At 31.7% G+C, this 25,432-nt stretch carries 32 protein-coding genes; 26 read left to right on the top strand and 6 right to left on the bottom strand.

Going from position 1 to position 25,432, the window contains the following annotated elements:
- Window positions 1–90 precede the first annotated feature (90 nt).
- From NSA23_RS03595 to NSA23_RS03495, 21 genes are all read left to right on the top strand, one after another.
- The gene (locus tag NSA23_RS03595; protein WP_257490168.1) at window positions 91–672 is read left to right on the top strand and encodes a phage scaffolding protein; all 582 of its coding nucleotides are present in this window, start codon (window positions 91–93) and stop codon (window positions 670–672) included.
- A 20-nt stretch (window positions 673–692) separates the two neighbouring features.
- A complete protein-coding gene (locus NSA23_RS03590; protein WP_257490167.1) occupies window positions 693–1,589 on the top strand; it encodes a hypothetical protein in 897 nt (298 codons plus the stop codon).
- Between the two features lie 12 nt (window positions 1,590–1,601).
- Entirely contained in the window at window positions 1,602–1,847 is a 246-nt protein-coding gene (locus NSA23_RS03585; protein ID WP_257490166.1) for a hypothetical protein, read from the top strand.
- 32 nt (window positions 1,848–1,879) lie between these two features.
- Window positions 1,880–2,245, top strand: a complete 366-nt coding sequence (locus NSA23_RS03580) for a head-tail connector protein (protein WP_257490165.1) — start codon at window positions 1,880–1,882, stop codon at window positions 2,243–2,245.
- A 2-nt stretch (window positions 2,246–2,247) separates the two neighbouring features.
- Entirely contained in the window at window positions 2,248–2,565 is a 318-nt protein-coding gene (locus tag NSA23_RS03575; RefSeq protein ID WP_257490164.1) for a hypothetical protein, read from the top strand.
- Between the two features lies 1 nt (window position 2,566).
- Window positions 2,567–2,941 (top strand): minor capsid protein, encoded by a 375-nt coding sequence (locus tag NSA23_RS03570; protein ID WP_257490163.1) that lies wholly within the window; start codon window positions 2,567–2,569, stop codon window positions 2,939–2,941.
- The gene (locus tag NSA23_RS03565) at window positions 2,938–3,327 is read left to right on the top strand and encodes a minor capsid protein (protein ID WP_257490162.1); all 390 of its coding nucleotides are present in this window, start codon (window positions 2,938–2,940) and stop codon (window positions 3,325–3,327) included. The genes NSA23_RS03570 and NSA23_RS03565 overlap by 4 nt, the downstream gene beginning before the upstream one ends.
- Window positions 3,328–3,336: 9 nt before the next feature.
- Window positions 3,337–3,888, top strand: a complete 552-nt coding sequence (locus NSA23_RS03560; protein WP_257490161.1) for a phage tail tube protein — start codon at window positions 3,337–3,339, stop codon at window positions 3,886–3,888.
- Window positions 3,889–3,905: 17 nt separating this feature from the next.
- Entirely contained in the window at window positions 3,906–4,325 is a 420-nt protein-coding gene (locus NSA23_RS03555) for a hypothetical protein (protein WP_257490160.1), read from the top strand.
- On the top strand, window positions 4,325–4,651 hold the full coding sequence (locus NSA23_RS03550; RefSeq protein WP_257490159.1) for a hypothetical protein: 327 nt from the start codon (window positions 4,325–4,327) through the stop codon (window positions 4,649–4,651). The genes NSA23_RS03555 and NSA23_RS03550 overlap by 1 nt, the downstream gene beginning before the upstream one ends.
- Complete coding sequence (locus NSA23_RS03545; RefSeq protein ID WP_257490156.1) at window positions 4,632–5,003, top strand: Gp15 family bacteriophage protein; 372 nt, start codon at window positions 4,632–4,634, stop codon at window positions 5,001–5,003. The genes NSA23_RS03550 and NSA23_RS03545 overlap by 20 nt, the downstream gene beginning before the upstream one ends.
- Window positions 5,004–5,070: 67 nt before the next feature.
- A complete protein-coding gene (locus NSA23_RS03540) occupies window positions 5,071–5,682 on the top strand; it encodes a DUF4352 domain-containing protein (RefSeq protein ID WP_257490154.1) in 612 nt (203 codons plus the stop codon).
- 21 nt (window positions 5,683–5,703) lie between these two features.
- Entirely contained in the window at window positions 5,704–6,051 is a 348-nt protein-coding gene (locus NSA23_RS03535) for a PH domain-containing protein (protein WP_257490151.1), read from the top strand.
- A gap of 68 nt (window positions 6,052–6,119) precedes the next feature.
- Entirely contained in the window at window positions 6,120–9,467 is a 3,348-nt protein-coding gene (locus tag NSA23_RS03530; protein ID WP_257490150.1) for a hypothetical protein, read from the top strand.
- A 10-nt stretch (window positions 9,468–9,477) separates the two neighbouring features.
- Window positions 9,478–9,816 carry a DUF6711 family protein gene (locus NSA23_RS03525; protein ID WP_257490149.1) on the top strand — a complete coding sequence of 113 codons (339 nt, stop codon included), beginning with the start codon at window positions 9,478–9,480 and terminating at the stop codon, window positions 9,814–9,816.
- 12 nt (window positions 9,817–9,828) lie between these two features.
- Window positions 9,829–13,713, top strand: a complete 3,885-nt coding sequence (locus tag NSA23_RS03520; protein WP_257490148.1) for a hypothetical protein — start codon at window positions 9,829–9,831, stop codon at window positions 13,711–13,713.
- Entirely contained in the window at window positions 13,713–13,919 is a 207-nt protein-coding gene (locus tag NSA23_RS03515) for a hypothetical protein (RefSeq protein ID WP_257490147.1), read from the top strand. Before NSA23_RS03520 ends, NSA23_RS03515 begins: the two co-directional genes overlap by 1 nt.
- 48 nt (window positions 13,920–13,967) lie before the next feature.
- Window positions 13,968–14,390: a phage holin family protein gene (locus NSA23_RS03510; protein WP_257490146.1), complete on the top strand. Its 423-nt coding sequence runs from the start codon at window positions 13,968–13,970 to the stop codon at window positions 14,388–14,390.
- Window positions 14,390–15,502, top strand: coding sequence for a peptidoglycan-binding protein (locus NSA23_RS03505; protein ID WP_257490145.1), 1,113 nt, complete (start codon window positions 14,390–14,392; stop codon window positions 15,500–15,502). The genes NSA23_RS03510 and NSA23_RS03505 overlap by 1 nt, the downstream gene beginning before the upstream one ends.
- Window positions 15,503–15,783: 281 nt before the next feature.
- On the top strand, window positions 15,784–15,951 hold the full coding sequence (locus tag NSA23_RS03500; protein ID WP_257490144.1) for a hypothetical protein: 168 nt from the start codon (window positions 15,784–15,786) through the stop codon (window positions 15,949–15,951).
- A complete protein-coding gene (locus NSA23_RS03495) occupies window positions 15,944–16,168 on the top strand; it encodes a helix-turn-helix domain-containing protein (protein ID WP_257490143.1) in 225 nt (74 codons plus the stop codon). The genes NSA23_RS03500 and NSA23_RS03495 overlap by 8 nt, the downstream gene beginning before the upstream one ends.
- Window positions 16,169–16,440: 272 nt before the next feature.
- Here the strand turns inward: NSA23_RS03495 and NSA23_RS03490 are convergent, their stop codons facing one another.
- Window positions 16,441–17,058 (bottom strand): ABC transporter ATP-binding protein, encoded by a 618-nt coding sequence (locus NSA23_RS03490; RefSeq protein ID WP_257490142.1) that lies wholly within the window; start codon window positions 17,056–17,058, stop codon window positions 16,441–16,443.
- A gap of 192 nt (window positions 17,059–17,250) precedes the next feature.
- Here NSA23_RS03490 and NSA23_RS03485 point away from each other — a divergent pair, with 192 nt between their 5' ends.
- From NSA23_RS03485 to nudC, 3 genes are all read left to right on the top strand, one after another.
- The gene (locus NSA23_RS03485; protein ID WP_257490141.1) at window positions 17,251–17,835 is read left to right on the top strand and encodes a metal-dependent hydrolase; all 585 of its coding nucleotides are present in this window, start codon (window positions 17,251–17,253) and stop codon (window positions 17,833–17,835) included.
- Between the two features lie 104 nt (window positions 17,836–17,939).
- Window positions 17,940–18,518, top strand: a complete 579-nt coding sequence (locus NSA23_RS03480; RefSeq protein WP_257490140.1) for a thymidine kinase — start codon at window positions 17,940–17,942, stop codon at window positions 18,516–18,518.
- Window positions 18,519–18,546: 28 nt separating this feature from the next.
- Window positions 18,547–19,377: an NAD(+) diphosphatase gene (nudC, locus tag NSA23_RS03475; protein ID WP_257490139.1), complete on the top strand. Its 831-nt coding sequence runs from the start codon at window positions 18,547–18,549 to the stop codon at window positions 19,375–19,377.
- 28 nt (window positions 19,378–19,405) lie between these two features.
- Here nudC and NSA23_RS03470 read toward each other — a convergent pair whose 3' ends face one another.
- The 4 genes from NSA23_RS03470 to rodA (NSA23_RS03455) form a co-directional block, all read right to left on the bottom strand.
- Window positions 19,406–20,230 carry a DUF4097 family beta strand repeat-containing protein gene (locus NSA23_RS03470; protein ID WP_257490138.1) on the bottom strand — a complete coding sequence of 275 codons (825 nt, stop codon included), beginning with the start codon at window positions 20,228–20,230 and terminating at the stop codon, window positions 19,406–19,408.
- Between the two features lie 125 nt (window positions 20,231–20,355).
- Window positions 20,356–20,676: a PadR family transcriptional regulator gene (locus NSA23_RS03465; protein ID WP_042680074.1), complete on the bottom strand. Its 321-nt coding sequence runs from the start codon at window positions 20,674–20,676 to the stop codon at window positions 20,356–20,358.
- Between the two features lie 120 nt (window positions 20,677–20,796).
- Window positions 20,797–21,903, bottom strand: coding sequence for a rod shape-determining protein RodA (rodA, locus tag NSA23_RS03460; RefSeq protein WP_042680076.1), 1,107 nt, complete (start codon window positions 21,901–21,903; stop codon window positions 20,797–20,799).
- Between the two features lie 118 nt (window positions 21,904–22,021).
- Window positions 22,022–23,128 (bottom strand): rod shape-determining protein RodA, encoded by a 1,107-nt coding sequence (rodA, locus tag NSA23_RS03455; protein ID WP_257490137.1) that lies wholly within the window; start codon window positions 23,126–23,128, stop codon window positions 22,022–22,024.
- 135 nt (window positions 23,129–23,263) lie between these two features.
- Here rodA (NSA23_RS03455) and NSA23_RS03450 point away from each other — a divergent pair, with 135 nt between their 5' ends.
- On the top strand, window positions 23,264–24,094 hold the full coding sequence (locus tag NSA23_RS03450; RefSeq protein ID WP_257490136.1) for a deoxyribonuclease IV: 831 nt from the start codon (window positions 23,264–23,266) through the stop codon (window positions 24,092–24,094).
- A gap of 58 nt (window positions 24,095–24,152) precedes the next feature.
- Window positions 24,153–24,512, top strand: coding sequence for a hypothetical protein (locus NSA23_RS03445; RefSeq protein WP_042680083.1), 360 nt, complete (start codon window positions 24,153–24,155; stop codon window positions 24,510–24,512).
- Between the two features lie 35 nt (window positions 24,513–24,547).
- Here the strand turns inward: NSA23_RS03445 and NSA23_RS03440 are convergent, their stop codons facing one another.
- Entirely contained in the window at window positions 24,548–25,261 is a 714-nt protein-coding gene (locus NSA23_RS03440) for a tRNA lysidine(34) synthetase (RefSeq protein ID WP_042680085.1), read from the bottom strand.
- Between the last annotated feature and the right edge of the window lie 171 nt (window positions 25,262–25,432).

Below are 25,432 nucleotides of genomic sequence, written 5' to 3'. Positions count from 1 at the left end.
TGTTACCCACTTTAAGGGTTCTGGGTATAACTGAACGCAACTCCTAACAGGGAGCAACCTGTATAAATATGCTATTGGAGGTAATAGAAAATGGATTGGATTTTAAAGTTAGTTGAGAAACACACAAAAGATGGAGTATTAGACCAAGAAGCACTAATGAAAGATATCAATAAAGAGTTTCCTAATCATGCAGTGCCTAAGGAGCAATACAATACCTTAGCTGATACTAAGAAAAAGCTTGAAGGGGATATTGCAACTAGAGATAAACAGTTAGAAGATTTAAAGGAAATAGATGCAGAAGGATTGCAAAAGCAGATTGAAACATTGCAGGAGGAAAATAGGACAGCTAAAGAAGATTATGAGAAGGAGTTAAAAGGCCTTCAATTATCTAACGCCATTAAACTGGCCATAAATGGCAAGGTTCATGATGAAGAACTAGTAGCTGGATTAGTAGATAAAGAAAAAGTAGTAATTGATGATGGAAAGGTTATAGGTTTGGATGAACAAATACAATCATTGCAGGAAAGTAAATCTTTTTTATTTAAAGAAGAAAAGCAAGAAGGAGAACAGCAACAACAAAATGGATTCCAGAAGATAGGCAATGAACCGCCTAACAATGTCCAGGCAATGGATGATGCAATAGCAGCTGCATTTGGAAACACCGAAGAATAATAAAGAAAGGATGATTATTAATGAGTATTAATTATGCCGAAAGATTTGAAAGGCAAATAGAACAGCAATTTGAAAGAGAGTTAACATCTGCCGATATGGCAGCAAATAGAAGATTTAATTTTATAGATGCACAAACTATTAGAGTAGCAACTGTAACACTAAGTGGATATAGAGATCATGCTAGGGATGGATCTAAGAATAGGGGAGCAGTAGGTAATACTTATCAAGCATTTTCTTTAACTCATGATAGAGATATTGAGTTCTTTGTAGATGAGATGGATGTAGACGAAACAAATCAAGTATTATCGGCAGCTAACATTACAGCAGTATTTAACCAAGAACAGGCTATACCAGAGCTAGATAGCTTTAGGTATTCTAAACTTTACTCTGAATTTGTGGCCAATGGTGGAGTAGTAAATACTGAAACCTTAACAGAGGCTAATATACTGCAGGTATTCGATAAGATGATGGAAGATATGGATGAGGCAGCAGTACCTCAATCTGGAAGAATGTTGAAAGTTACACCACCAGTCTATACCATGCTAAAAAATGCAGAAAAGATTCAAAGAACCTTAGATATTTCAGGTGGAGCAAATAGTATTAATAGAAATGTAAGGTCTTTAGATGAAGTAACTATAGTTACAGTACCATCTGATAGGATGAAAACTGTATATGACTTTGCAGATGGATTTAAACCAGGAGAAGGATCTAAGCAGATAAATATGATGTTATACCATACATCTGGTATACTAGCACCTGTAAAAGTAGCAGATGTTTACTTGTGGAATAAAGGACAAACTCCTGATAGTGCTTTTGGATATTTATATCAAAATAGAATGTATACAGATTTATTCGTAATTAAAGCTAAGAAAGATGCAATAGCAATAAATGCAGATGTTGCTGATGTAGAAGGATAGGAGGTAATAAGCATGTTACTTGCAATAAAGGCTAATAGGGAATATAAAATAACAGAAGATGAAAAGCAAAAGTATATTAATATGGGTTATAAAATAGCTAAGTTAGAAGAAGGCAAATTAATATATGAAAAAGTAGAGACCAAAGAAGATAAGAAAATAGTGGAGTTAGAAAAAGAGAACGAAAAGCTAAAGAAAGAAATTGAGAAATTAAAGAAAGATGATAAAAAGAAAGGGAAGAAAAAAGGAGAGGGCAAATAGCTCTCTCTCTTTGATTTTAAGGAGTGAGTTATTTGGCTTATGTAGATTATGAATATTATAAAAATACATTTGGTGGGTCCTTAGACGAAGTAACAGCTAAGAAATTACTAGAAGAATCATCTGACCAGATAGATAGATTAACCTATGGAAGAATTAGAAAAAGAGGATTCAATAACCTCACAGAATACCAGCAAGAGTTAATCAAAAAAGCGGTATGTCATCAAACAGACTTCCTAGACAATTATGGAGAATATTTAAGTAGCCCTTTGGACGGCTTTAGTATTGGTGATGTAAGTTTATCTTTTGATAAAAGTAACCAAGGTGCAGGTGGAATAATAGCAGACAAAAAGGTACTAGACTACTTAGCTCAAACTGGCCTTACAGTTAGGAGGTTATAGTTATGAAACTTCCATTTCCTGATTGGTGTCTAGTTACACCTATAAAAGTATACGCAGAGGTACCTGGTGAAGATGGTGTAACCAATACATTAATATTTGATGGTAAATGTAATTTTAGTGAAAGGTCTAGGACCACACTTAATGAACAAAAACAAGTAGTAGAGCTAACTGGCAAAGCTTTATTTAAAGATGACATTTATCCAGGACAGCCAATAAAAGGTTATGTAATCGTTGATGGTATAAAAAGGTCTATCTATAGAAGTAGAAAACCCCGCAATCCAGATGGGACTATATATTCAACAGAATTGGACTTGATGTAATATGAAAGTTAAGGCAAAACTTAAACTTAATCCCAAGGCTATAAAAATGATGAAAGAAGGAGCAGTAAAAGCCTTGCCCTTAACCATGGAAGCTACGAAAACTGAGATAAATAATATGCAAGTAGTACCTAAGGAAACTGGTAATCTTGAAGAATCTGCAGTAGTAGGAGTAGAAGAAAATAAGGGTTATATAAGTTATCCTGGACCTTATGCTAGAAAACTATTTTATCATCCTGAATACAATTTTAGAACAGATAAAAATCCTAATGCCCAGGGTAGATGGTTAGATCCATTTATCCATGGAGATAAAAAACATTTGCTAGCCAAGACTTACGGTAAATTTTTAAAAGAAAATTCAGGTGGGGTGATTAAATGACTATAAGTGATTTCAAAGATTGGTTAAAAACTAAGATAGATTGTCCTACCTGGTATGTTGGTGGACTTAGGACAACAGATGAAAAAGCTATAGTAATTTATAATGGCAGGGCTTTTGTTAATCCTATGGCTATTGGTGGACCTCAGAATAGTAGTTATAGAGGTAAAGGTATTAGGATATTGATACATTGGAATAAAAATGTTAAGGAAAGTGAATTAAAGGCCCAGGAAGTTTACAACACTCTATATGGATTGACTGGCGTAGAGATAGCGGGAAAAAGAATAATTAAATTTAATATGAGAGATCCAGAACCTGTCTACCTTGGGGTAGATGATTCTGGTATTTATGAATATGTAATTGACTTGGAGATGATAGTTGAAAGGTAGTGATAAGAATTGAAGGATAGAGAAGATATAAAGAACAGCGAAGAAACAAAGAATGATGAAATTCCAATAAAATTGATGGGAGGTAGTGAGAATATGGCAACAGTAACAAGTGGTGTATTCCCTGTTTTTAATATTGATTTTAAGATAGGGACTAAAGGCAGGGCAAGTGCTGAGGAAGATATGAAGATCATAAAAGATTTAGAGTCCTTTTCTATATCTATAGATGGAAATACAGAAGAATGGACTCCAATGGACACTGAGGGATGGCAAAGAAGATTAATGACTGGGAAAGGATTCACACTTAGTTTAAATGGTAAAAGGCATATAGGAGATCCTGGTAATGACTATGTAGCTTCTACAGCTTGGAAAAGTGGCTTAGATTGCTCTAGTAAGTTTGAAGTTGCTTTTCCAGATGGATCTACTTTAAGCTTTGATTGCATAGTAGATGTTAGTAATCCAGGAGCAGGAGATAGTACAGATGTAGCTAACTTAGAGTTTGATGTATTAAGTGATGGCAAGCCTAAATATAGCGAATCTGGAACACCACCTGTAGAAGGATAAGAAAGGATGATATAAACATGATTAATGCGATAATAAAAGAAAACATTCCTGAGAATAGATTAATATGTCTTACTAAAACAGCCGGGGATGATGAAGATAAAATATATTTAAGGTTAACAAAAGAAGGTGAAATACCTGACTTTTATTCCAGAAAAGATGTTGTAAAAGGTGAAGAAGTAAAAATTGCTATAGGTAATAATAAGAAGTGGAAAGCTGAAGCTTTTGATGATATCCCAGCAGGTGTTCTCTTGGTTAGTATAGGTGATGGAAAGGTTGCTAGGGCAGAGGGTAGAACTATAGAAGCAGCTGTAGGGTATTCTTTGCATAAAGTTAAAGCAGGGGAAGTGGTAGAGTTTGTTTTTCAACCACAAACACATAAAGCCTGGGTAGATAAGGTTAATAAAGCAATAGAAGGAATAGGGGGAGATGGTGAATAATGAGTAAAACAATTGATATATCTGCAAAGTTAACAAATGAAAGGCCTAAATTAAAATTAGCAAAGGACAAAATATATGAAATAGACGATAGAAAGAATACTATTTTAAAACTTAATCGAAAGATGCAAAACTCTGACATAAACGACATAGAAGCTATAGACGAATTTATAGCACTTGTATTGGGTGAAAAAGCAGCTAAAGAAATAAATGATATGAATCTATCTATAGTAAGCTATCAATCAATCATGATAGCAATTATGGCTGCAATAACTGGTGAGGAGTACGAAGTAGCGGAGAAACGATTTCGTGAATCGGCAGGGATGTAGTACTGGGCATAGTGAAGTATGGTTCGATTTATACGAAGATTGGGGGCTAATTGAAGCCTCCTTTGCTACTCAATATGGAATAAGGCTTAGGAATGAACCAGACATGTCCTGGGGAGAATTTACAACATTATTGGCTGGGATAATGCAAAAAACACCTCTAGGGCAGGTTATATCTATCAGAAGTGAAAATGACAAGGATATGTTAAAACACTTCACAAAAGAGCAACATAGAGTTAGAGATAAATGGAGAAATAGAAAAGTGAAGAAATTAGTCACAATGGGTAAAAAAGAGGCAGAAAGCCAAATACAGATGTTTCAAGATATGTGTAAAAATGCTTTTGGTAAAAACTAACTGGCAATTATAAATTTTGTATAGTATGATTATGGTAATTACATACTATACAAAGGGGGAAATTTCTATGGAAAACAAAAAAGAAAAGAAACCACTACTGAAAAGATGGTGGTTTTGGCTAATTGTAATTATAATTGCTATTGCTGGCCTTGGTGGAGGGTCTGATGAAGATAATACTAAATCTGCTGAAGTAAATCAAAGTGAAAAAGCAGGAGATAAAAAGGACAAAAAAGATAAGAAAGATAAGAAAAAAGAGGAAGAAGTATACAAGGTAGGCGATTCTTTTGAAACTGGTAAACTAGGAGCAAAGATATTAGAAGCAGAAGAAAAAGAAGAGTTTACCAGTGATAATGAATTTATAGACAGTGTTAAAACTGAAGGAAAGTTTATAGTTGTAACTGCAGAATTAACTAATAATGATGAGAAATCAAGGATGTTTTCATCAACAATGTTTAAAATTATAGATGATAAAGATAGAGAATTTGAAACCTTAACAAACGCAGATTTAATGATGATATTAGATGACAAAAATTTATTTTTAGAAGAATGTAACCCAGGCATGAGCAGGACTGGAGTTTTTGTATTTGAAGTACCTAAAGATGTAGAATCATATTCCTTAAAGGTTTATAGTGGAGTAGGAACTGCTTCTAAAGGTGCGGTAACCGTAAAATTAAAATAATCAAAGAAAAGGGGTTATTTTATGCACGAAAGACATGTATTTAGTCCAAGTTGGTTAAGTCTTGTTCCTCATTTTATCTTGATAGGATTGATAGTTGGTGTGTATACATTCACTAGACAGCTTCTACGAATCCTTACAACGAAAATTGAAGTTGATGGAGATATGGTATATGGCAAGGTGGGCATACTAAATAAAAGTACTCAAAATAGCCCGATTAACCAGATACAGAGTGTAAGGGTAGATAAGCCTTTTTGGGGTAGGATTTTTAATTATGGAGATGTAAAAATAACTACTGCGGGAGATGGATATCTATACAAAGGAATATCTAACCCTGAAGAACTAAGAAGAATTATAAATAATCATATGTAAGAGAGCAGAATGAAGCAACTACTATTTTATAGTAGTTGCTTTTCTTATGCCTGAAAGGTGGTGAGAAGATGGCAGATGGTGTTACTGCTGTTGGTACGATAGAATTAGATGTGGAATTTTCTGATGCTTCTATATCTAAAGAAATGGAAAAGTTAGATAAAGTTATTAGCGGCAGCGACTTAACAGCAGGATTTAAAAACTCTATAGATGGGCTTGTGAAGGGATTAAATGACTTTGTAAAAAAAGACATAACTAATCTTACTAACTCTATAAAAGAATCAATGGATGAATTAGCAGAACTAAATAAACCTCTGGAGGTTGATACAAGTCAAACAGAAAATAAACTCTTAAGTATGTTTAGAAGAATAAATATTTTTGCTAGGGAATCAGTAGATAAGACGACTAATGATATTAGGAATTTTGGACAAGTAGGAGCTGAGTCAGGAAATCAAGCAGCAAAAGGCATAAAACAGTTAAAATCTGAATTAAAGGAAACTGAAGATCAAATTAATAAAACTAAAGATGCTATTGAAAGACTGTCATATGGTAAACAATACTCTGGAGATAATGAAGGCCAGATTTCAAGTTCAAAGTATGATGCTGCTATATCAAAGCAAGAAAAACAGTTAGCAGGGTTAGAATCAAAAGCTTCAACTTTGAAACAAGAAATAACACAACTGGGAAATGAAACAGAAAGTTCTGGTAGAAAGCTAGGCTTTTTCGGGAGAAAGAATGATGAAGCTGGCAATAGTGCTGAAAAGGCGTCTTTGAAAACTAGGCTTTTTGGCAATGAAATGAAAAATACTAGTTCTAAAGCTAACGGTCTTGCATCTGTAATAAATAGATCCTTTAAATCTATTTTAAGAAGACTATTTATCTACAATGTAATTATGAAAGGGATTAGAGGAGTAATGGATTATATGTGGGCAGCAATGCAAACAAACGCACAATTTGTCGCTTCTTTAAATCAAATTAGAACTAATTTAATAGTAGCCTTTCAGCCTATTTTTGAGTTTGTATTACCTGCGTTAAATGCTCTTATGCATGGAATAGCGGTTGTAACAACTTATATAGCAACTGCAATATCGGCGTTGTTTGGTAAGACATACAAACAATCATTTAATGCAGCAAAAGGCATGAATCAAGCTATGAAAAGCATAGGCGGAGTTGGTAAAGCAACAGAAAAAACAGGCAAGAAAGCCAAGAAGGCTGGGAAAGCAGCCAAGAAAGCAGGCGAAGAAGCTAAGAAAGCCTTGGCTCCTCTTGATGAAATCAACCAGCTAGATTTAGGAAAAGACAAAGGCACTGGAGCTGATGATATTCCTGATATTCCTTCCCCTGGTGGAGGTGGCGGCGGTGCGCCTGGTTTTGAAATGACAATGCCAGACATGTCTGCTATCGACATGACTGGAATAGATAAGTTTAAAGAAATCATGTCTAAAATATTTGAACCCTTTAAACTTGCTTGGGAAAATGAGGGACAAGCAACAATAGATGCAATGAAGTATGCATTTGGTGAAATAAAAGAATTAGTAAAATCAATAGGTGCAAGTTGGTTAGAAGTTTGGACAAATGGTACTGGGCAAGAATTGTTGGAAAGTATGCTGAGAATATTACAACTTATATTTAATATAATCGGTGATACTGCAAGGGCAACAAGAGAAGCATGGGACGAAAATGAAAGAGGAACTCAATTAATACAGGAATTTCATAATATGTTGATAAATATTTTACATCTAATAGAAAGTATAGGAAATAGTTGGCGGAATGCATGGAACAATGGTACAGGTAAAGAAATAATGGCAAATATACTAGAAATATTAACGAATATAGTTGGAGTCATTGGCGATATAGCAAGATCTTTTGAAACTGCCTGGAATACAGCTGGAATTGGTAATGCTATTATGCAACATATACAAAATATAATAAATCATATTTTAGAACTAGTAAATAGATTGACAGGAGCATTTAGAGAAGTATGGGGCGAAGTTGGAGACACTTTAGCGAGAGTGTTTTTAGATACTCTAAGAAACATATTAGGTGTCCTTGACCATTTAGGAGAAAAACTAGTTTGGGTTTGGGACCATGGCGGAGAACACTTATTCAAGGGATTTTTAAAACTTGCTTCTAAAGTTCTTGAATTAGCTGGATATGTAATAAATGAACTTATAATGCCTCTTGCACATGGGTTTATAGAAATAGCTGGACCGGCCGTTGCTGGACTTATGGATGCAATTGGATACTTATTAGATATATTCACAGAGCTAATAGATTGGTTATTAGGTGATGGTAAGCCTGTATTAGATACTATAATAACAGTCTTAAAAGATATGGCTATCGCTTTTGGAATAGTTAAAGGTGCAATTCTTGCTAAAAATGCAGTATTAGCAATATATACAGGCGTATTAGGAGTAGCTAAAATTGCTGTAACTGGTTTTAAAATAGCTATGACCGCTATAACATCTCCAATGGGCTTGGCTGTTATAGCAGTTATGGGCATAATTGCTGCATTAAGGCACATGGGTGTAACATTTGATGATGTAAAAAAAGGAGTTAAAAAATTTGTAAAAGCTGTAGTTGCCCCCTTTGAATGGCTCTATGACGTTTTAGTCGGACACAGTATCGTCCCCGATTTAATGGATGGAATAGATGGATGTTTTGGAGGTATGTTTAAGAAAGTTACAGATACAACTGGAAACTTAGTAAATAAAGTTGTAGGATTCTTTAGTAGTTTAAAAGAGTCCTCAAAGAATATATGGAACAAAATAGCTGACTTTATGACAAATCCTATCGGCAAGGCTAAAGAAGGAATTAGTAGTAAGGTTTCAAGCTTAAAAACGTCTGTTACAAATAAATGGGGGCAAATCAAAAGTGGCATATCTAGCACGAGAAGGAATCTAATAAATGCCATGATGTCTCCATTTAAAGCTGCTGATAAAGATATAAACGGTGTAGTTAAAAATGCTAAGAATTGGGGAAAAAATTTAATCAGCAACTTTACTGATGGAATACACTCAATGAGACGTAAAGTGAAAGATGCTGTAAGTAGTGTAGCAAGCACAGTTTCTGACTTTCTAGGTTTCCATTCACCCGCTAAAAAAGGACCAGGAGCAGAGGCGGACAAATGGATGCCAAACTTAATGGGCATGTTAGCTGATGGTATAGAAGATAACATATACGAAGTAAGTGCAGCTGTAAATATGACAGCAGGATCCTTAGAAGGTGTACAAAATTCTAGCAATAGTGATAATTTAGCTAACACTATAAGCTCAGCTATCTTAGGAAGTGCACAGAATACAGAAGGTGGAGATACAACGATAATAGTAAAAATTGGAGAAGACACCTTGGCTGAAAAAGTTGCATCAGAGATAAACAGAAAATCCCGTTCTAGCGGCGAAGCAATAATAGAAATATAGGAGGTGTAGGATGGCTACAATAAAAATCAATGGTGTAGGCTTGCCTGCACCTACTAAAATTAATATACCTAGATTTGATTTAGATTCTGGAGATACTACAAGAAATGAAGCGGGATACATGCAAAGAGATAGAATTAGGCAAGGAATTTATAAAATAGAGCTTGAATGGAGAATGTTAACTAGTGCAGAAGTAAATAAAATAGAATCTTTAATACAACCATCAAGTGTGAGTGTTACTTTCCCAACTCCAAGGGGAATGGTAACAAAAAGAATGTATGCAGGGGATAGAAAAATAGATATGGTAGTTGATAGCTGTTGGAACATGTCTTTTAATTTAATCGAGTACTAAGGAGGTGATAAATTGTATCCTACAAGTGATACTTACAAAGAAAAAGTTAAAGAACTAGATAGAACATGGGAAACTAAAGTTGACATTGAACATGAAAAAGGTACATTACATTTAACCGACAAAGATATTGCACTAGGTGGTATGTCTGTAACTGAAAAGACACAGCCTGGAGAGGATTTTGGCATAGGTGGTACTGTTGCTAGTGATTTAAGCTTGAAGATATTGAATAGAACAGGTGGAGGGAATTTATTAAAAAATAAGGATTATTCTCAAGACAACGAATATCAAACTATAGTTAAGACAAATGAATCGTTTGAAGGACAACCTATTTATAAAGCAACTAAAAAGAAAAAAGGTACTCCCGCAACTCCTTTGGCTACTATAGATATACGAAAAGGCGAAACGTATACAGCTTCTATTTGGACAAAAACAGAACAAGATGCAGAAGTATTTTTATCAATGCTTAGTTTTTATAAAAACTATCATAGAGCATTAGTGCATGGCACGAGAATTGGAGAATGGGAAAGATTAATAGTAACATATACGAACGATAGCGAAGAAGATTTAAAAGATGTTAGCGTATACTACTATCCTGCAAATGGGGAAGGTGGAGAAGTAACATATTTTACTTGTCCTAAATTAGAAAAAGGCGACCAAGCTACACCTTGGGAAGATGACTATTCAGACATAGACTTTACAGGGGCTAAAATAAAACCTTATGTGATGTTGACGGAAGATGATGAGGGAAGAAATTTGTTAAAAAGAACAACCGATAAGTACCAAAGCATAGATACTGGTACATGGTTTAATAGGTTAAATGAATATCCTAAAGCTTTAAATCCTATAGAAGATTTTGGTCTACAAGTTGGTGATACTATTGTATATAGATTATATTTAAAAACAAATGTGGATGTAGGTGCTGTTGCAAGGTTAACTTTCTATTCAGACGATAATTATAGTGACAAAACAACTATAACAGGTAATGTTATATCCGAAAATAGTGAAGGATATTCAAGTGTAGTTGTCACCTTAACTGAAAAAATGAAATATATTGATGTAAATATTCAAAACGGTAAAGCGGGTGAGATTAATTCCAATATTGTTGAATATAAAAAACCTAAACTAGAAAAAGGAGATACAGCTACCGACTGGCGACCTGCTGTTGAGGACTGGTCTGAACCTATTCCGCTTGGCATATTCAATGTAGATACTCAATCTAGATTTAGAAGCACAATTGAGTTGAAGGCTATGGATAACATGATTAAAATGGATAGGCCATATAGTTACTCTAAACTAAGTTATCCTGCAACCTTGTATCAAATATACGTTGACGTTTGTTCAACTTGCAACTTATTGCCTGCTACACACAACTTTTTACACAAAGACCTATTAATAAAAAATAGGCCAGAAGGTGATTTAAGCTGTAGGGATATTTTAGGTTTTGTAGCTCAATTAAGTGGTAGCTTTGCAAAAATAACTAGAGATGGAAAAGTGGCTTTAAAATGGTATGAACCTACAGGATTAGAATTAGGTCCTATGAATAGAGATGATTTCAAACCTTCTGATGAGGAAATCAATATTACAGGGATTATGTTTAAAGAAAGCGACGAGAAAACATATTTAGTTGGCACAGATGATTATGCTATAGATTTGACTGAAAATCCTTTATTGCAACAAGATTATAGTAAAGTTTTACCTGCCATACTAAACAAAATCAAAGAAATTAAATTTAACCCTTACACAGTTAGTAAATGGCAAGGTAATCCTGCCATTGAAGCTGGGGATATGGTAAGACACATTGATGTAGATGGCAATGTATTCGACACTATAATAACTAGCTCAACTTATAGATATGGAATGAAAGGCAGCATGGAAGCTAAAGCAAAAAGTGAAGTAAACAAAGGATATAAAGGTTCTACAAGTAAAAAGTTAGCTAATGTAGTACAAAAGATAGAAAATAATAGAGTAGAAGTTGAAGATAAGCTTACTTCTGTGGAACAAGCACAACTTAATGCTATGCAGTTGATGGCTAATATGCTTGGAGGGCATGCAATTGTTGAAGGAGACGCCTTTTATATTGCTGATAATGTAGATCTATCTAAGGCTAAAAAGGTGTGGAAATGGGGCATGGGTGGTTTTGCATACTACCCTGATGGATTAAACAATCCTCCCTCAACTGCTGTAACTGCCGACAATTCTATAGTAGCAATGTTGGTTGCTGCTCATATTATTACAGCCGATATGGTGAGGACTGGCATCTTACAATCAGAAGATGGAAATACGTGGATAAACTTAAACAATTCTCAATTTAATTTTGCAAATATGATAACTTGGGATGGCAAAGAATTTAAAATAAACTTTAATAAAGCAGGATTAGCAGTTGGTGTGGCAAATTTAGTAAGAAGATCAAAAGACAGAAAAGTTAGCTCATCCTATTTAGTTGGGACATATAATATTACAGAAGATTGGGAAACGAATACAACTTATTCCATAACTATAAAAGGTAATATAAACAATGGACAAGAATTTGGAATATGGGCAAATGGTCCAGGAATGCAGGTTGCTACCCTTAAGTATGACAAAGCTACAGGATTACACAAAGCTACGTTTACAACACCATCAACAATAGACAATAGAGAACCTAAAACTTTAAGAGTCTATAATTATCCTTCCAGTGGAGCAACTAATGCCGCTATAGATTGGATTAAACTTGAAAAAGGTTCTGTTAACACAGGGTGGACACCTGCTGAGGGAGAACTTGAAGGAGTATCTTATAGTTTCACAGGCGATGCTGCAATATTAAAAGGAGCAGGATTTATTATTTTGAATAATAATAGTGTACCTGTGATGCAAGGAGATGCACAAGGTAATTTATCTATGACAGGAGACTTTATAACTTATAACAACGGGCAAAAAGCTTTAGAGATGGTAAACAACGAATTAAGATTACATGATTGGCAAGGAACAACTAGAGTTGACCCTGTTGGACAATTGTATGCCGCTAGAAGGGAATATGATGCAAATAAACCAGGGTTTAGTATAGCAAATAGGAAGAACGCTTATTTAGCACTTACTTATAGAAAAGATAGTGCATACTATGCATACATTGACTTTGATAAAGATAATGTGTTAGGTAACTCTCAAGACTATCCAATTGTGTTTTGGGAAAGACCATTATTTCGAAATCCAGCAAGATTTGATGGCACTGTTTATTTCGGTGGACAAAGACATAAAATTTTTAATGCTACTAAGGGAGCGTTAGTTATAGAAGTAAATGATGGAGATACGACCAGAGGTTTTACGTTACAAGGAGACACTCAAGGTTCTAAAGTTTTGGAATTTCGACCTTGGTGGAAAGAAGAAATAGCACTGTGGAGGAACACTTTAATAAGTGGAAATCTCTCTGTTACAGGCTCAAAAAACTCTCTACAAGAAACAAAACACTACGGGCAAAGATTATTAAATGCACTTGAGACAGCAGAATACTATTTTGCTGATTTTGGTTTTGGTAAAATTGGCGAAGATGGGAAGTGCTATATTTATATTGATGACATATTTAACGAAACGGTAAACACAGAAGTAGAGTATCACGTTATTTATGGCAAGTATGGAGAAAATGAAAATAGCAAAATTATAACAAAAGAAAGACACAAAAATTATTTTGTTGCAAAAGGTACACCTGGACTTGAATTTAGCTGGTTTTTGGTTGTAAAAAGGAAAGGATATGAACATAACAGATTAGAACAACCTGATAATCTTAACCTTGAGAGGGACGATTCTGTAAGCTTTGATAGAGATTTTGAACAAGAAGATAAGGAAGATAAAGAATTAGAAAGAATATATGACGATAAATTAAGCTTTGATTTAGTAAGCTTATTGTTAGAGGAGGCGGTATAATGAAAATCTTAACTGGTTTTGCAGTAATAAACAATAGAAACGGGAAAATGATTAGCTATACGTATGACACAGTAGATGAGAAGGGAAATTTGAAAGATTCAAATAAGAAGGAAAGTTTTGTAGTATTAGAGAATGAAGAAGAATTAAAAACAGCAGTAGAAGGACTAGAGCAATTAGTAGAAAATAGAATGAATGAAGAAGATTAAGCCTTAAAGGGCTTATTTTTTATGTTTAAAATACTTTGGAGGTGCAATATGGAAAATAATATAAAAACAGTAGTATCAGGGGCAATAGCAGGGTTTATAGCTTATTTGTGTGACTTAAACTGGGAGCTAATAATGATTTGGTTTGCATTAATGGTGATTGATGTGATTTATGGAGTAACAACTGCAAATAAGAAAGGTGAATATAAAAGTGGAATTATGAAGGAAGGACTTTTCAACAAGGTTGGAGAGTTCTTTTTATTATTCACAATGATTTTAGTACAAAGGGTAGCAATCATAAATGGAATAAAAGTACCTGTTTCAGGATTTTTCATAGGTGCTTTTTGCTTTAAGGAAGCAACCAGTATATTAGAAACATATATGAAAGCGGGACATGAGTTACCTGCTAGTGTAGAAAAGTGGTTTAAGGTAGCAAATGAACAAATTAATGGTGAAAAAGGAGAGGATTTATAATGAATATAATTAAAAATCTAGTACCTTCGTCAAAATATAATATAAAATGTCCTTATACTATGAATGCTCAATTCATAGTAGTTCATAATACTGCTAATGATGCAAGTGCTGCAAATGAAATTGCTTATATGATTAGAAATAATAATCAAGTATCTTTTCACTATGCAGTTGATGACGTTGAAGTAGTGCAAGGAATACCAGAAAATAGAAATGCTTGGCATGCTGGAGACGGTGGAAATGGACGTGGAAATAGAAATGGTATTGCTGTTGAAATTTGTTATTCAAGATCAGGTGGAGACAGATTTATTAAAGCAGAAAAAAATGCTGCTAAATTTATAGCTTCCAAATTAAAAGAAAAAGGTTGGGGAATAGATAAAGTAAAGAAACATCAAGATTTTGCTAATAAATATTGTCCACATAGAACTTTAGATATGGGGTGGAATAGATTTTTAAATATGATCCAATCTGAACTTAATACATCAAATAGTTCTGGGCAAAATACGTCTACAGTATTAAAAAGAGGTAGCAGAGGTACTCAAGTTAGGTACCTTCAAATGAATTTAACTGGTCTTGGATATAAAGGTGTATCTATAGATGGAATATATGGTCCTGGAACTGAAAGCGGTGTAAAAAGATTTCAAGCAGCTTATGGACTATCTGCTGATGGTATAGCTGGACCTAATACACTAAATAAAATGGATTCTATAATAGGAGGATTACAAAACAATTTAAATAAGTTAGGCTATAATGTAGGAAGCATTGATGGAGTCTTTGGTAATAGTACTAAAAATGCGGTAATAGCTTTTCAAAGAGATAATGGACTTACAGCAGATGGAATACCAGGGAAGAATACTTTTGCTAAGATAGAAGAAGTTATAAAAAATAAAGATTCAGATAAAAACAGATTATACAGAGTTCAAGTAGGTGCATTTGGTGTAAGAGACAATGCTCAAAAGTTAGTTACTGAATTAAAATCAAAAGGATATGATGCTATAGTAGTACAAGATAAGGGATTATATAAAGTTCAAACTGGAGCATTTAGCAAGAGAGAAAATGCGGACAAGTTAGTTGTACAATTAAAGAAAGATGGATTTGAAGCTATAGTGATATAACTTATGACCTGGTTTAATTACCAGGTCTTTTTTTATGTTTATTTTTAGGAAAAGATAAAAAATATTCCAAAAACCTATTGACAAAGTATCTAGATTATGATATTATATAATTAAAGAAAGGGGGTGAAAGAAGTGGTTGAGGTAATAAAAGACTTACTTCAAATAATAGTTCTAATCCTAACAATCGCCAAATTGCTGAAAGAACTAAATAAGAAGTAAGTCCCAAATAGGGGGAATTTCTTCCCCCTTCTAAATACATTATACCACAACTATTAAAAATTATGAAAAGAAAATTTATTAGTTTTATTTTAATAGGTTTAGTTATTTTAAACATTCTAGATAATAACTTCAATAATCCATCTACATTAGACTATGTAAAGTTTATACTATTAGCTATAGCTTTAATTTTAAACATAAAACTAGCCAGAAGGGAGTGGTCAATTGACTAGAGAAGAATTGATTAAATTAATCCAAGATAATACTATGGATACAAAGGAAGCAATAGAGTATTTAGGAATATCTAAACAAAGGTTTTCTAATTTAAAAAACTCAGGTAAAATTTATGAAGTTAAAACAGGGATATTTCTTAAGTCTGACATAGAAAAAAGAAAAGAAGAACAAGGAGAACTAAGAGAGAAGTATTATAGAAAAAAAGACCAGGACTAAAAATCTTGGTCTTTTTTATTTTAGCCAAACTTACACAAAACTAACCTCTTATTCTCCTTGTATACGATTTATTTTAACTCTATCAATACAATTATATTCTAATCAGATTAAAATTTGATATAAGCTAAGTACAAACTTTATAGTTGATTATATATATTTTAAACTTCAGTAGGAGTTATTGATTGTAACTAATTATTAATTTCAGCTTTGTACCCAAAAAAATGCTAGGGATTTCCTCTCTAGCATTTTTGTTTTTATAATATATTTATTAGTCATATATTAGATATAGCTTCTGATATATCATGAGTAACCATAAGAGCAGTTTTTCCTTCCTTTTTTAAAATAATCCCTATTTCATCGGCTATTGCAAGTCTTGTTTGATAGTCTAATGCAGAAAAAGGCTCGTCTAATAAAAGTAAATCTGGTTCTACAATTAAAGTTCTGATTAAAGCTACTCTTTGCCTCATTCCTCCAGATAATTGTCTAGGAAAACTTTCTTTAAATTCACTAAGTCCATATATATCAAGTAGGTTTTCTGCATTTTTATATTGCTTTTCATTAACTCTACCTTGAATTTCTAAACCAATTAGGACATTTTCTATTATTGTTCTCCATTCAAAGAGATGATCTCTTTGAAACATATATCCCACTTCCTTATTAGGTCCTTTAATTTTTTTCTCTTTTATTAATATTTCACCTTTTGTAGGTTCAATCAGCCCAGCAATAATGGACAAAAGAGTAGATTTTCCACATCCACTAGGACCTACAAGAGATACTATTTCACCTTTATTTATATTAAGATTTATATCTTTAATTGCTTTTGTCTCTCCATCAAGGGTATGATAGGTCATACTTATGTTTTTGATTTCTACAATTTTCTTTTTTTCCATAGATGTACCCCCTTTAACTAAATATGTGATACTTTATCTTATTCATCATTTAATTTTTCTGTGAATAATATGTGAGAATAACATAGATTATTGTATTTTGTTTAATTATGACAATTTATATATATATTTGATGTAAGATGTAGTATAATTAATATTAGGCTATTGATATTTAGTAATGACAGGAGGGATATTTTGACAGGAAAAACCCATATGGCAGTGGGAATAGCTACAGGATTAGCATTATCAACAGGAAAACCATTAAGAGAACAATTAATATTATTGACAGCATCTGCAATTGGCTCTTTAGTTCCAGACCTAGATCATCCTAAAAGCAAATTAAATCAGAGAATATTAGTATTTAAAAATAGAATTTTCAAAGTATTATCTTATTTAATTATAGGCGTTGGACTCATATACTTAGGCTCTGCTTTAGAGGATATAGTTTTTAAAATACTAGGTATAGCATTGATGCTTACGGGAATATCTAGTCATAGAGGGTTTACCCACAGTTTACTAGGATTTTTTTTATTTTCATCAATAGTTCAAATTTATTCTATACGATTTCATTTAAATGAAATATATATAGGATTTAATATAGGATATATTTTGCATTTAGTTATGGACTTTTTCACTCCTCAAGGAATACAATTATTTTTTCCCTTAACTGAAAGCATATCTTCCCCTATAACTATTAAAACTAATGGAGAAGGAGAAAATTTAATATTTATTGGTTCTAGTTTTTATTCCATATACTTTTTAGTACAATTAATTAGATAATTTAAAAGCTCAATTTGTTATTTATATATAATAATTTGAGCTTTTCTATATAGTGATATATGCTATAATATCATTTACGAATAAATTTTAAGGGGGAAAATAAATTGCATCAATATAAGGGAAGATTAATAATACATACAGGCTCTATGTTTTCAGGGAAAACTTCAAGCCTAGAAAAAGATGTAAAAAGATTTAAAATCGCAGGATATAATACTATTGCTTTCAAACCTATAGTAGATAGTAGATACTCAAAGAATGAAATTGTAACTCATGATTTGACTTATATGAATGCGATTTTAGTTAAAAGTATATATGAAATTGTAGAGTATTGTGATGAACTTAAACCAGATGTGATAGCTATAGATGAGATTCAATTCTTAGGTGGAAAATTAGAAGATATATTAGATGGAATAAATCAATTTTTAAAAATAGGTTGTACTATAATAGTAGCAGGATTAGATATGGATTATACAGGTAAGCCATTTGAAGTAATTAAAGAACTTATGCCTATATCAGATTATCTATATAAGCATCATGCAGTTTGTGCTAAATGTGGAGTTGATGCATGGGTTAGTCATAGGAAATCTGATGATATGGAAAGAATAAAAGTTGGAACTTCCGATGAATATGAGCCATTGTGCAGGAAATGTTTTTTAGAAGAGAATAAAAAAGAAAACAGATGATTTTTTGAAACTACAGGGGGTAGATAATTTGAAGAATTATATGAGATTTGAGGCTTCTGTATCTCCACTATATTCTAATAGCAATGAAGATTTATGGTTTTCCTTTAGTAATGGAAAGTTAATAGTTCGCTCTAATGGAGATGAAGTAAGTATATTGACAAAAGAAGATTTGAAAAATCTAAATTTAAGATTAGAATATATTCAATGTATAGGAGCTCTTGATGGATATAATTGTTTCTGCTGCCAAGTTGGAGAAGATATACAGCTACCGAGCGAAATTAAATTATATGATTTAAAATCACTTACTCTTTTACTTGAGGAAGAGATATTTTTGTTAGCAGCAAAATCTTTGCTACTCTTAAACTGGCAAAAAACTCATAGATATTGTGGAGTATGTGGACATTGTATGGAAAGAAAGAATAGTAAAAGTGAAAGGGCCCTTTTCTGCCCTAAATGTGGATATACTACATGGCCTCAAACATCTCCTGCTATAATAGTAGCTATAACTAAAGGAGATAAGATTTTGTTAGCACATAATAAATATTTTCCTAAGGGAATATATAGTGTAATAGCTGGATTTGTAGAACTTGGAGAAACTTTTGAGCAATGTGTTAGGAGAGAAGTTTATGAAGAAATAGGTATAAGGGTTAAAAATATAAAATATTTTGGGAATCAACCATGGCCATTTCCAAATTCTATGATGGTCGCTTTTACTGCTGAATACTTAGATGGAGAAATAAATGTAGATGAAGAGGAAATAGTATATGCCAATTGGTTTAGTAAAGATGAACTACCTAAATATGTGAAATCTAAAAGTATAGGAACAGAACTAATTGAATGGTTTATAAAAACCCACTGAATTCAGTGGGTTTTTATAAGCATTAATATTATTTTGATTTAATACTTAAATTTCCAGCACTAGTTTTTAGTTTAACTTTATTTTCACCATTCCCAATAGTTCCTTTTGTATTATATTCATCTTTGTCGTCAATAGGGAAATCAGATTTTATATTTCCAACAGATACTGAAGCATCAAGTGAAAAGTTAGAGTTTTCAGGTAGTGCCAATTTTATGTTTCCCGCACTGGTATTAGCAAATAGATTCCCATTTAATTTATCAAGATCTATTTTTATATTTCCTGCATTTGTAGAAGTCTTAATATTAGATGCTAAAATATTATCTAAACTAATATTTCCGGCATAGGAAGTTAAATTTAAACTATCAAGCTCTAGATCTGAAGCAATTATATTTCCTGCATATATTATTCCTTTCATATTATTTTTATAATTTTTTGGTATATATATATCTAACGTTAAATTAGAATTTTTTATATTGTTAAAGTTGTTTTTACTAGTATCAGCAGAGATCATAATTCTTTTTCCCTTTTTATTGGCTTTAAATATTGGCATTTTATTTTCCGATACATTTCCATGATAGTGGATTTTTATATCTTTTCTGTCCTCAGAAATTATATTTAAATTGCCTAGATGAGATTCAATGTCTATATTGTCTATGCCTTCCATTTTGATTATTTTTTCTTCATTTACATTTGGCCCTTCAGAATATTTTTGATTTTTATTTATAAATAAGTTAATAGAATCTATAGAACTAGTACTTAAATGCCTATTATTTAAATTCAAGCTTAAGAATCCAACACCAAAAGATATAAGTATTATACCTACTAATATTAAAACTAATTTTTTCATTTTCATAAAATTCAACTCCTATTTTGTAATAGTATCTATATTCCATTTGAGATACTTCACAGTAATTTTATAGATAAATTTAGTTGAATAAATACTTCCAATAAAAACTAATATTCCTAGTGAAGATAGTCCTATTCACCAATATCTCTCCTTATGATTTTATTTACACCTTTAACAAAAGAATTCCACTCTTTTATTAGTTCTGTATAAGCTTTTTTACCTTCATCTGTTATTTTATAATATTTTCTGGGAGGTCCCTCTTTAGATTCTTTTAAATAGGTATTTACAAATCCATCTTTTTTAAGTCTTCTTAGAAGAGGGTATATAGTACCCTCAGATATATAAATATGTTTAGATATTTGTTCTACTAGTTCATATCCATAAAAGTCTTTATCTAATAACATAGATAGTACGCAAAGTTCCAAAACTCCTTTTTTAAATTGAATATTCATTATATTACTCCTTCTGTACTAAGATTAACTATATTATATACTATGCTATCTTGCATTGAAATGTACTAAAACAAAAAAGATACCTATATTTTTATATAGGTATCTTTTTTGAAAATATATTTAAAATCTAAGCCCTTCTTTCTTCATTCCAATACTTAATGCGATACCTATACATACCATATTCGCTAAAAGAGATGTGCCACCATAACTTACAAAAGGAAGAGGTATTCCTGTAATAGGCATAAGACCTATAGCCATGCCTATATTTTGCCATACATGAATAGCTAACATAGCACTAATTCCAATGATTATAAGGGATCCAAAAGTATCTTTTGTTTCTTGGGCAGTTTTTACAAGTCTATACAGTAGAATAAAATAAAGTACTAATAATAAAAGTCCGCCAATAAGACCTAGTTCTTCTCCAATAACAGCAAATATAAGGTCATTTTGTTTTTCGGGTAAATATCCAAATTGAGTTTGAACTCCTTTAAATAGTCCTCTACCAAATAATTTTCCAGAACCTACAGCAATTTTTGCTTGTATAGCTTGATATGCTGAGGTACTGATATCATGTTCTGGATTTAAAAATACTAGTATTCTATTTTTCCTAAGACTATCTAGGGAAAACCATATTATAGGTAAACTTATAACAGCTAAAATAAGGGCATATCCAAAATATTTTAATTGAAGTCCTGCAGCAAACAACATTGCAACTATAAAAAATAGGAATACTGCAGCTGTTCCATAATCAGGTTGCAATAGTATAAGTACAATGGGGACTGAAGCAAATAAAAGTATTTTTAAGAGAACAAGTGGCTGATTTATATTAGATTTATTTTTATCAATTATTTTTGCCATAGAAATTATAATTCCTATTTTAACTATTTCAGAAGGTTGAAATTGAAAACTTCCTATTCTAAACCATCTTCTAGCACCCCAATTTTCATCACCAGTTCCAAATATAAGTACAGCTATAAGTAAAAGGTTAGAAACAATATATATAGGAATATATAGTTTTTCTAATGTCCTATAATCAATTGATGCTAGAAAGAAAATAATTAATACTCCAAGACCTATGGTTATGGCTTGCATTTTTATAAAACGAGAATTCTTATAACTAGCAGTGGCACTCATTATTACTATAAGACCATATATACATAGTAGGATTACAGATCCAAATAAGACAAAATCAAATTTTTTAGAAAATTTCTTTTTAAAGCCCATCATATATATAACTCCTTTTTTACATTATTAGAGCCCATTATATCATATTTTGGATATATAGGTAAAATAAATGGTAAAAGGATTAATATTCTAATAAAAAAAGAATACTCCGAAGAGTATTCTAGAATTTAAGTCCTTCTTTTTTCATTCCAACACTTAAAGCAATGCCTATACATGTCATATTTATTAGTAGAAATGTTCCACCATAACTTATAAAAGGAAGAGGTATTCCAGTAATAGGCATAAGACCAATAGTCATAGCAATATTTTCCCATATATGGATACCTAACATACCTGCAATTCCAATAACCATAAGAGAGCCAAATGTATCTTTTGTTTCTTGAGCAATTTTCACAAGTCTGTATAACATTATAAAATATAACAAAAGTAATATAATTCCACCTATAAGGCCTAGTTCTTCTCCTATAACAGCAAATATAAGGTCTGTATGTTTTTCAGGAATATATCCAAATTGAGTCTGAACTCCCTTAAATAGTCCTCTACCGTGTAATTTTCCTGAACCTACTGCAATTTTTGCTTGCATAGCTTGGTATCCAGAATCACTAGTATCGTGCTCCGGATCTAAAAAGTTTAATACTCTTTTTCTTTGATAATCTTTCAAGGAAAACCAGAGGATAGGTAAGCTTATAAATCCAAGCATAATAGCATATCTAAAGTATTTAAATTTTAAATCTGCAGCAAATAACATTACAAATAAGAAAAATACAAATACTACAGCTGTTCCAAAGTCAGGTTGTACAGCTATAAGTCCAATAGGTAGTCCGGCAAACAGTAAAATCTTTAGTAGTACAAGAGGTTCATTTATAGTATTTTTATATTTATCTATTATTTTTGCCACTGAGATAATAACTCCTATTTTTGCTAGTTCAGCAGGTTGGAATGCAAAACTTCCAATACTAAGCCAACTTCTAGCTCCCCAATCTTCATCACCAGTACCAAATATAAGTACAGCTACAAGTAAAAGATTACAAACTATATATATAGGGATATATAGTTTACCGAGTATTTTATAATCAATGCATGATAGTGCTAATATAGCTATCAAACCTAATATCGCAGAAATAATTTGCATTTTTATAAGTCTAGGATTATTTAAACTTGCAGTAGCACTTATAACCATCATTATCCCATATATACAAAGTAGCATTACAACTGTGAATAAAACAAAGTCAAATCTCTTAGAAAATTTTTTCTTAAAATCCATCATCTTAAAATCCCCTTTTTTTAAATTACCAAAAATAATTATATCATATTTTTATTAGGTTTGGATATAGAATAAATAGTTAAATTATACTTTGCTTGTGATATCATATATATAGATAGAAGATAAAGGAGTGATTCAATGTATATAGGTTGTCATCTATCTATAGCTGATGGATATGAGGAGGCAGCTAAACAGGCTTTAAGTATAGGTGCAAATGTATTCCAGTTTTTCTCTAGAAATCCTAGAGGCTATTCTTCTAAAGAATTAGATATGGAAGATATAGCAAATATGAAAAAAATATTAGATAAAAATAATTTTGGACCATTACTTGCCCATGCTCCATATATTTTAAATTTAGGTTCTCATAAAGACAAAACTTATGGAATGGGAAAAGGAATATTAAGAGAAGACTATGAAAAATTAGACTCTATATCTATTCCGTATTTTACATTTCATCCTGGGAATCATATAGGTAAAGGATCAGAATATGGAGTTAAAAGAATATCAGATGCATTAAATGAAATAATCACTGGAAATGAAAATACAATGCTTTTATTAGAAACAATGTCTGGAAAAGGGACTGAACTAGGGCATACTTTTGAAGAAATTAGAGATATTATAGATGGAGTTAAATATAGTGAGCTAGTTGGAGTCTGTATGGATACTTGTCACATTTATTCAGCTGGATATGATATAGTTAATGATTTAGATGGAGTATTAGAAAGATTTGATGATATTGTAGGAATAGATAAATTAAAATGTATTCATTTAAATGATAGTATGATGGAATTTGATAGTAGAAAAGACAGGCATGCCAAGATAGGTGAAGGGACAATAGGCCTTGAAGCTATCGAAAAAATTATAACTCATCCACAACTAAAATATTTACCGTTTTATCTAGAAACTCCAAATGATTTAGAAGGTTATGAAAAAGAAATAAAACTATTAAGAAAATTAGCTAAATATTAGAGAATATTTTTCTAATATGATATAATATCAATAACTAAAGCGTAGTTGGGGGATAAAAATGACCAACGAAAAATTTCAAAAAATTGTATTGGAAGAGTTAAGTGGATTAAAAAAAGATGTAGGAGAACTAAAAGGGCTAAAGGAAGAGGTAATTGGCTTAAAAGAAGATGTAGGAGAATTAAGAGGATTAAAGGAAGAAGTAATCGGATTAAAAGAAGAAATAGTTGAACTAAAAGAAAAGACAGATAAAATGGATAAAAAAATAGATGCAATAAATGAACAGACAGCATGGTTAACAGAATTTAGAGAAGAAGCTGACAAAAATATTATAAAATCTCAAGAGGACAATAGAAGATTAAAAGAGATAGTAGGAAGACATGAAATAGAAATAAGATCTCTGCAAGAAAAAATTGGCTAACTAAAAAGAACTCTTTAAAGAGTTCTTTTTAGATTTTACCATAAATTATCATCTGAGAAATTTTCAATAGCCGTAATAGTTTTTTGTTGAAAATCTGGGTATTTATTTTCTATATATTTTAATAGCTCATCTAATTCACTTCTTTTATTTTCCTTGTCTTGAGGACATTTTCCCCTTCCTAAAGGAAGATTTTCATCACTAACAATCTTTTTTATTATATCTTCTTCTACATATATAAGGGGTCTTATAAGATTTAAATCATGTTTTTTATTATAGGATATAGGTTTAAAGGTATCTAATTTTCCAGTATATATAAGATTTAACAAAAAGGTTATAACCAAATCTGTTTTATGATGTCCTAAAGCTATTTTATTAGTACCAACTTCTTTACTAATTCTAGCAATAGCTCCTCTTTTCATTTTAGAACAAAGATAGCAAGGACTTTTATCATCCTCAAATATTTTATCCATAATATCTATGTTTTCATGAATATATGGAATATTATTTTCAGTTAAAAAATATTTTGTACTTTCCATATCTATCTTAAGACCTATATCTATATGTAGTCCAATAATATTAAAATCCAAATAAGAATTTTTTCTTAAGAGAATTAGAGAATATAAGAGAAATATGCTATCTTTTCCTCCAGAAAGTCCAACTAATATCTTATCTCCATTTTCTATCATATTATAATTTTCTACTGATTTTCTTATATCATTTAAGAAAAGTTTATTATACCATTTTTTCATTCAAGCACCTCCAGCTCTATTTGGAAATGTCTTTAACCACCGCCAATGCTACCATCAAAGGAGCTACCTCAGCCTCTATTGCTACTATTATCATCGCTACCTCATTAGATGTTCTTATTTGAGTGCATTGATTTTTCCAAAAGGATAATCAATTATTAACTAGTATATGAG

The sequence above is a fragment of the Anaerosalibacter massiliensis genome, from assembly GCF_024623155.1.
In the GTDB taxonomy this organism is placed as follows: domain Bacteria; phylum Bacillota; class Clostridia; order Tissierellales; family Sporanaerobacteraceae; genus Anaerosalibacter; species Anaerosalibacter massiliensis.
Note: the sequence above shows the minus strand (reverse complement) of the source record. Positions and strands in the feature narration are given on the sequence as shown.

Coding starts and splice junctions, on each gene's coding strand:
- NSA23_RS03595 (WP_257490168.1), top strand. CDS start 91: ATGGATTGGATTTTAAAGTTAGTTGAGAAACACACAAAAGATGGAGTA.
- NSA23_RS03590 (WP_257490167.1), top strand. CDS start 693: ATGAGTATTAATTATGCCGAAAGATTTGAAAGGCAAATAGAACAGCAA.
- NSA23_RS03585 (WP_257490166.1), top strand. CDS start 1,602: ATGTTACTTGCAATAAAGGCTAATAGGGAATATAAAATAACAGAAGAT.
- NSA23_RS03575 (WP_257490164.1), top strand. CDS start 2,248: ATGAAACTTCCATTTCCTGATTGGTGTCTAGTTACACCTATAAAAGTA.
- NSA23_RS03570 (WP_257490163.1), top strand. CDS start 2,567: ATGAAAGTTAAGGCAAAACTTAAACTTAATCCCAAGGCTATAAAAATG.
- NSA23_RS03565 (WP_257490162.1), top strand. CDS start 2,938: ATGACTATAAGTGATTTCAAAGATTGGTTAAAAACTAAGATAGATTGT.
- NSA23_RS03555 (WP_257490160.1), top strand. CDS start 3,906: ATGATTAATGCGATAATAAAAGAAAACATTCCTGAGAATAGATTAATA.
- NSA23_RS03550 (WP_257490159.1), top strand. CDS start 4,325: ATGAGTAAAACAATTGATATATCTGCAAAGTTAACAAATGAAAGGCCT.
- NSA23_RS03540 (WP_257490154.1), top strand. CDS start 5,071: ATGGAAAACAAAAAAGAAAAGAAACCACTACTGAAAAGATGGTGGTTT.
- NSA23_RS03535 (WP_257490151.1), top strand. CDS start 5,704: ATGCACGAAAGACATGTATTTAGTCCAAGTTGGTTAAGTCTTGTTCCT.
- NSA23_RS03530 (WP_257490150.1), top strand. CDS start 6,120: ATGGCAGATGGTGTTACTGCTGTTGGTACGATAGAATTAGATGTGGAA.
- NSA23_RS03525 (WP_257490149.1), top strand. CDS start 9,478: ATGGCTACAATAAAAATCAATGGTGTAGGCTTGCCTGCACCTACTAAA.
- NSA23_RS03515 (WP_257490147.1), top strand. CDS start 13,713: ATGAAAATCTTAACTGGTTTTGCAGTAATAAACAATAGAAACGGGAAA.
- NSA23_RS03510 (WP_257490146.1), top strand. CDS start 13,968: ATGGAAAATAATATAAAAACAGTAGTATCAGGGGCAATAGCAGGGTTT.
- NSA23_RS03505 (WP_257490145.1), top strand. CDS start 14,390: ATGAATATAATTAAAAATCTAGTACCTTCGTCAAAATATAATATAAAA.
- NSA23_RS03500 (WP_257490144.1), top strand. CDS start 15,784: ATGAAAAGAAAATTTATTAGTTTTATTTTAATAGGTTTAGTTATTTTA.
- NSA23_RS03490 (WP_257490142.1), bottom strand. CDS start 17,058: ATGGAAAAAAAGAAAATTGTAGAAATCAAAAACATAAGTATGACCTAT.
- NSA23_RS03470 (WP_257490138.1), bottom strand. CDS start 20,230: ATGAAAATGAAAAAATTAGTTTTAATATTAGTAGGTATAATACTTATA.
- NSA23_RS03465 (WP_042680074.1), bottom strand. CDS start 20,676: ATGAATATTCAATTTAAAAAAGGAGTTTTGGAACTTTGCGTACTATCT.
- rodA (WP_042680076.1), bottom strand. CDS start 21,903: ATGATGGGCTTTAAAAAGAAATTTTCTAAAAAATTTGATTTTGTCTTA.
- rodA (WP_257490137.1), bottom strand. CDS start 23,128: ATGATGGATTTTAAGAAAAAATTTTCTAAGAGATTTGACTTTGTTTTA.
- NSA23_RS03450 (WP_257490136.1), top strand. CDS start 23,264: ATGTATATAGGTTGTCATCTATCTATAGCTGATGGATATGAGGAGGCA.
- NSA23_RS03445 (WP_042680083.1), top strand. CDS start 24,153: ATGACCAACGAAAAATTTCAAAAAATTGTATTGGAAGAGTTAAGTGGA.
- NSA23_RS03440 (WP_042680085.1), bottom strand. CDS start 25,261: ATGAAAAAATGGTATAATAAACTTTTCTTAAATGATATAAGAAAATCA.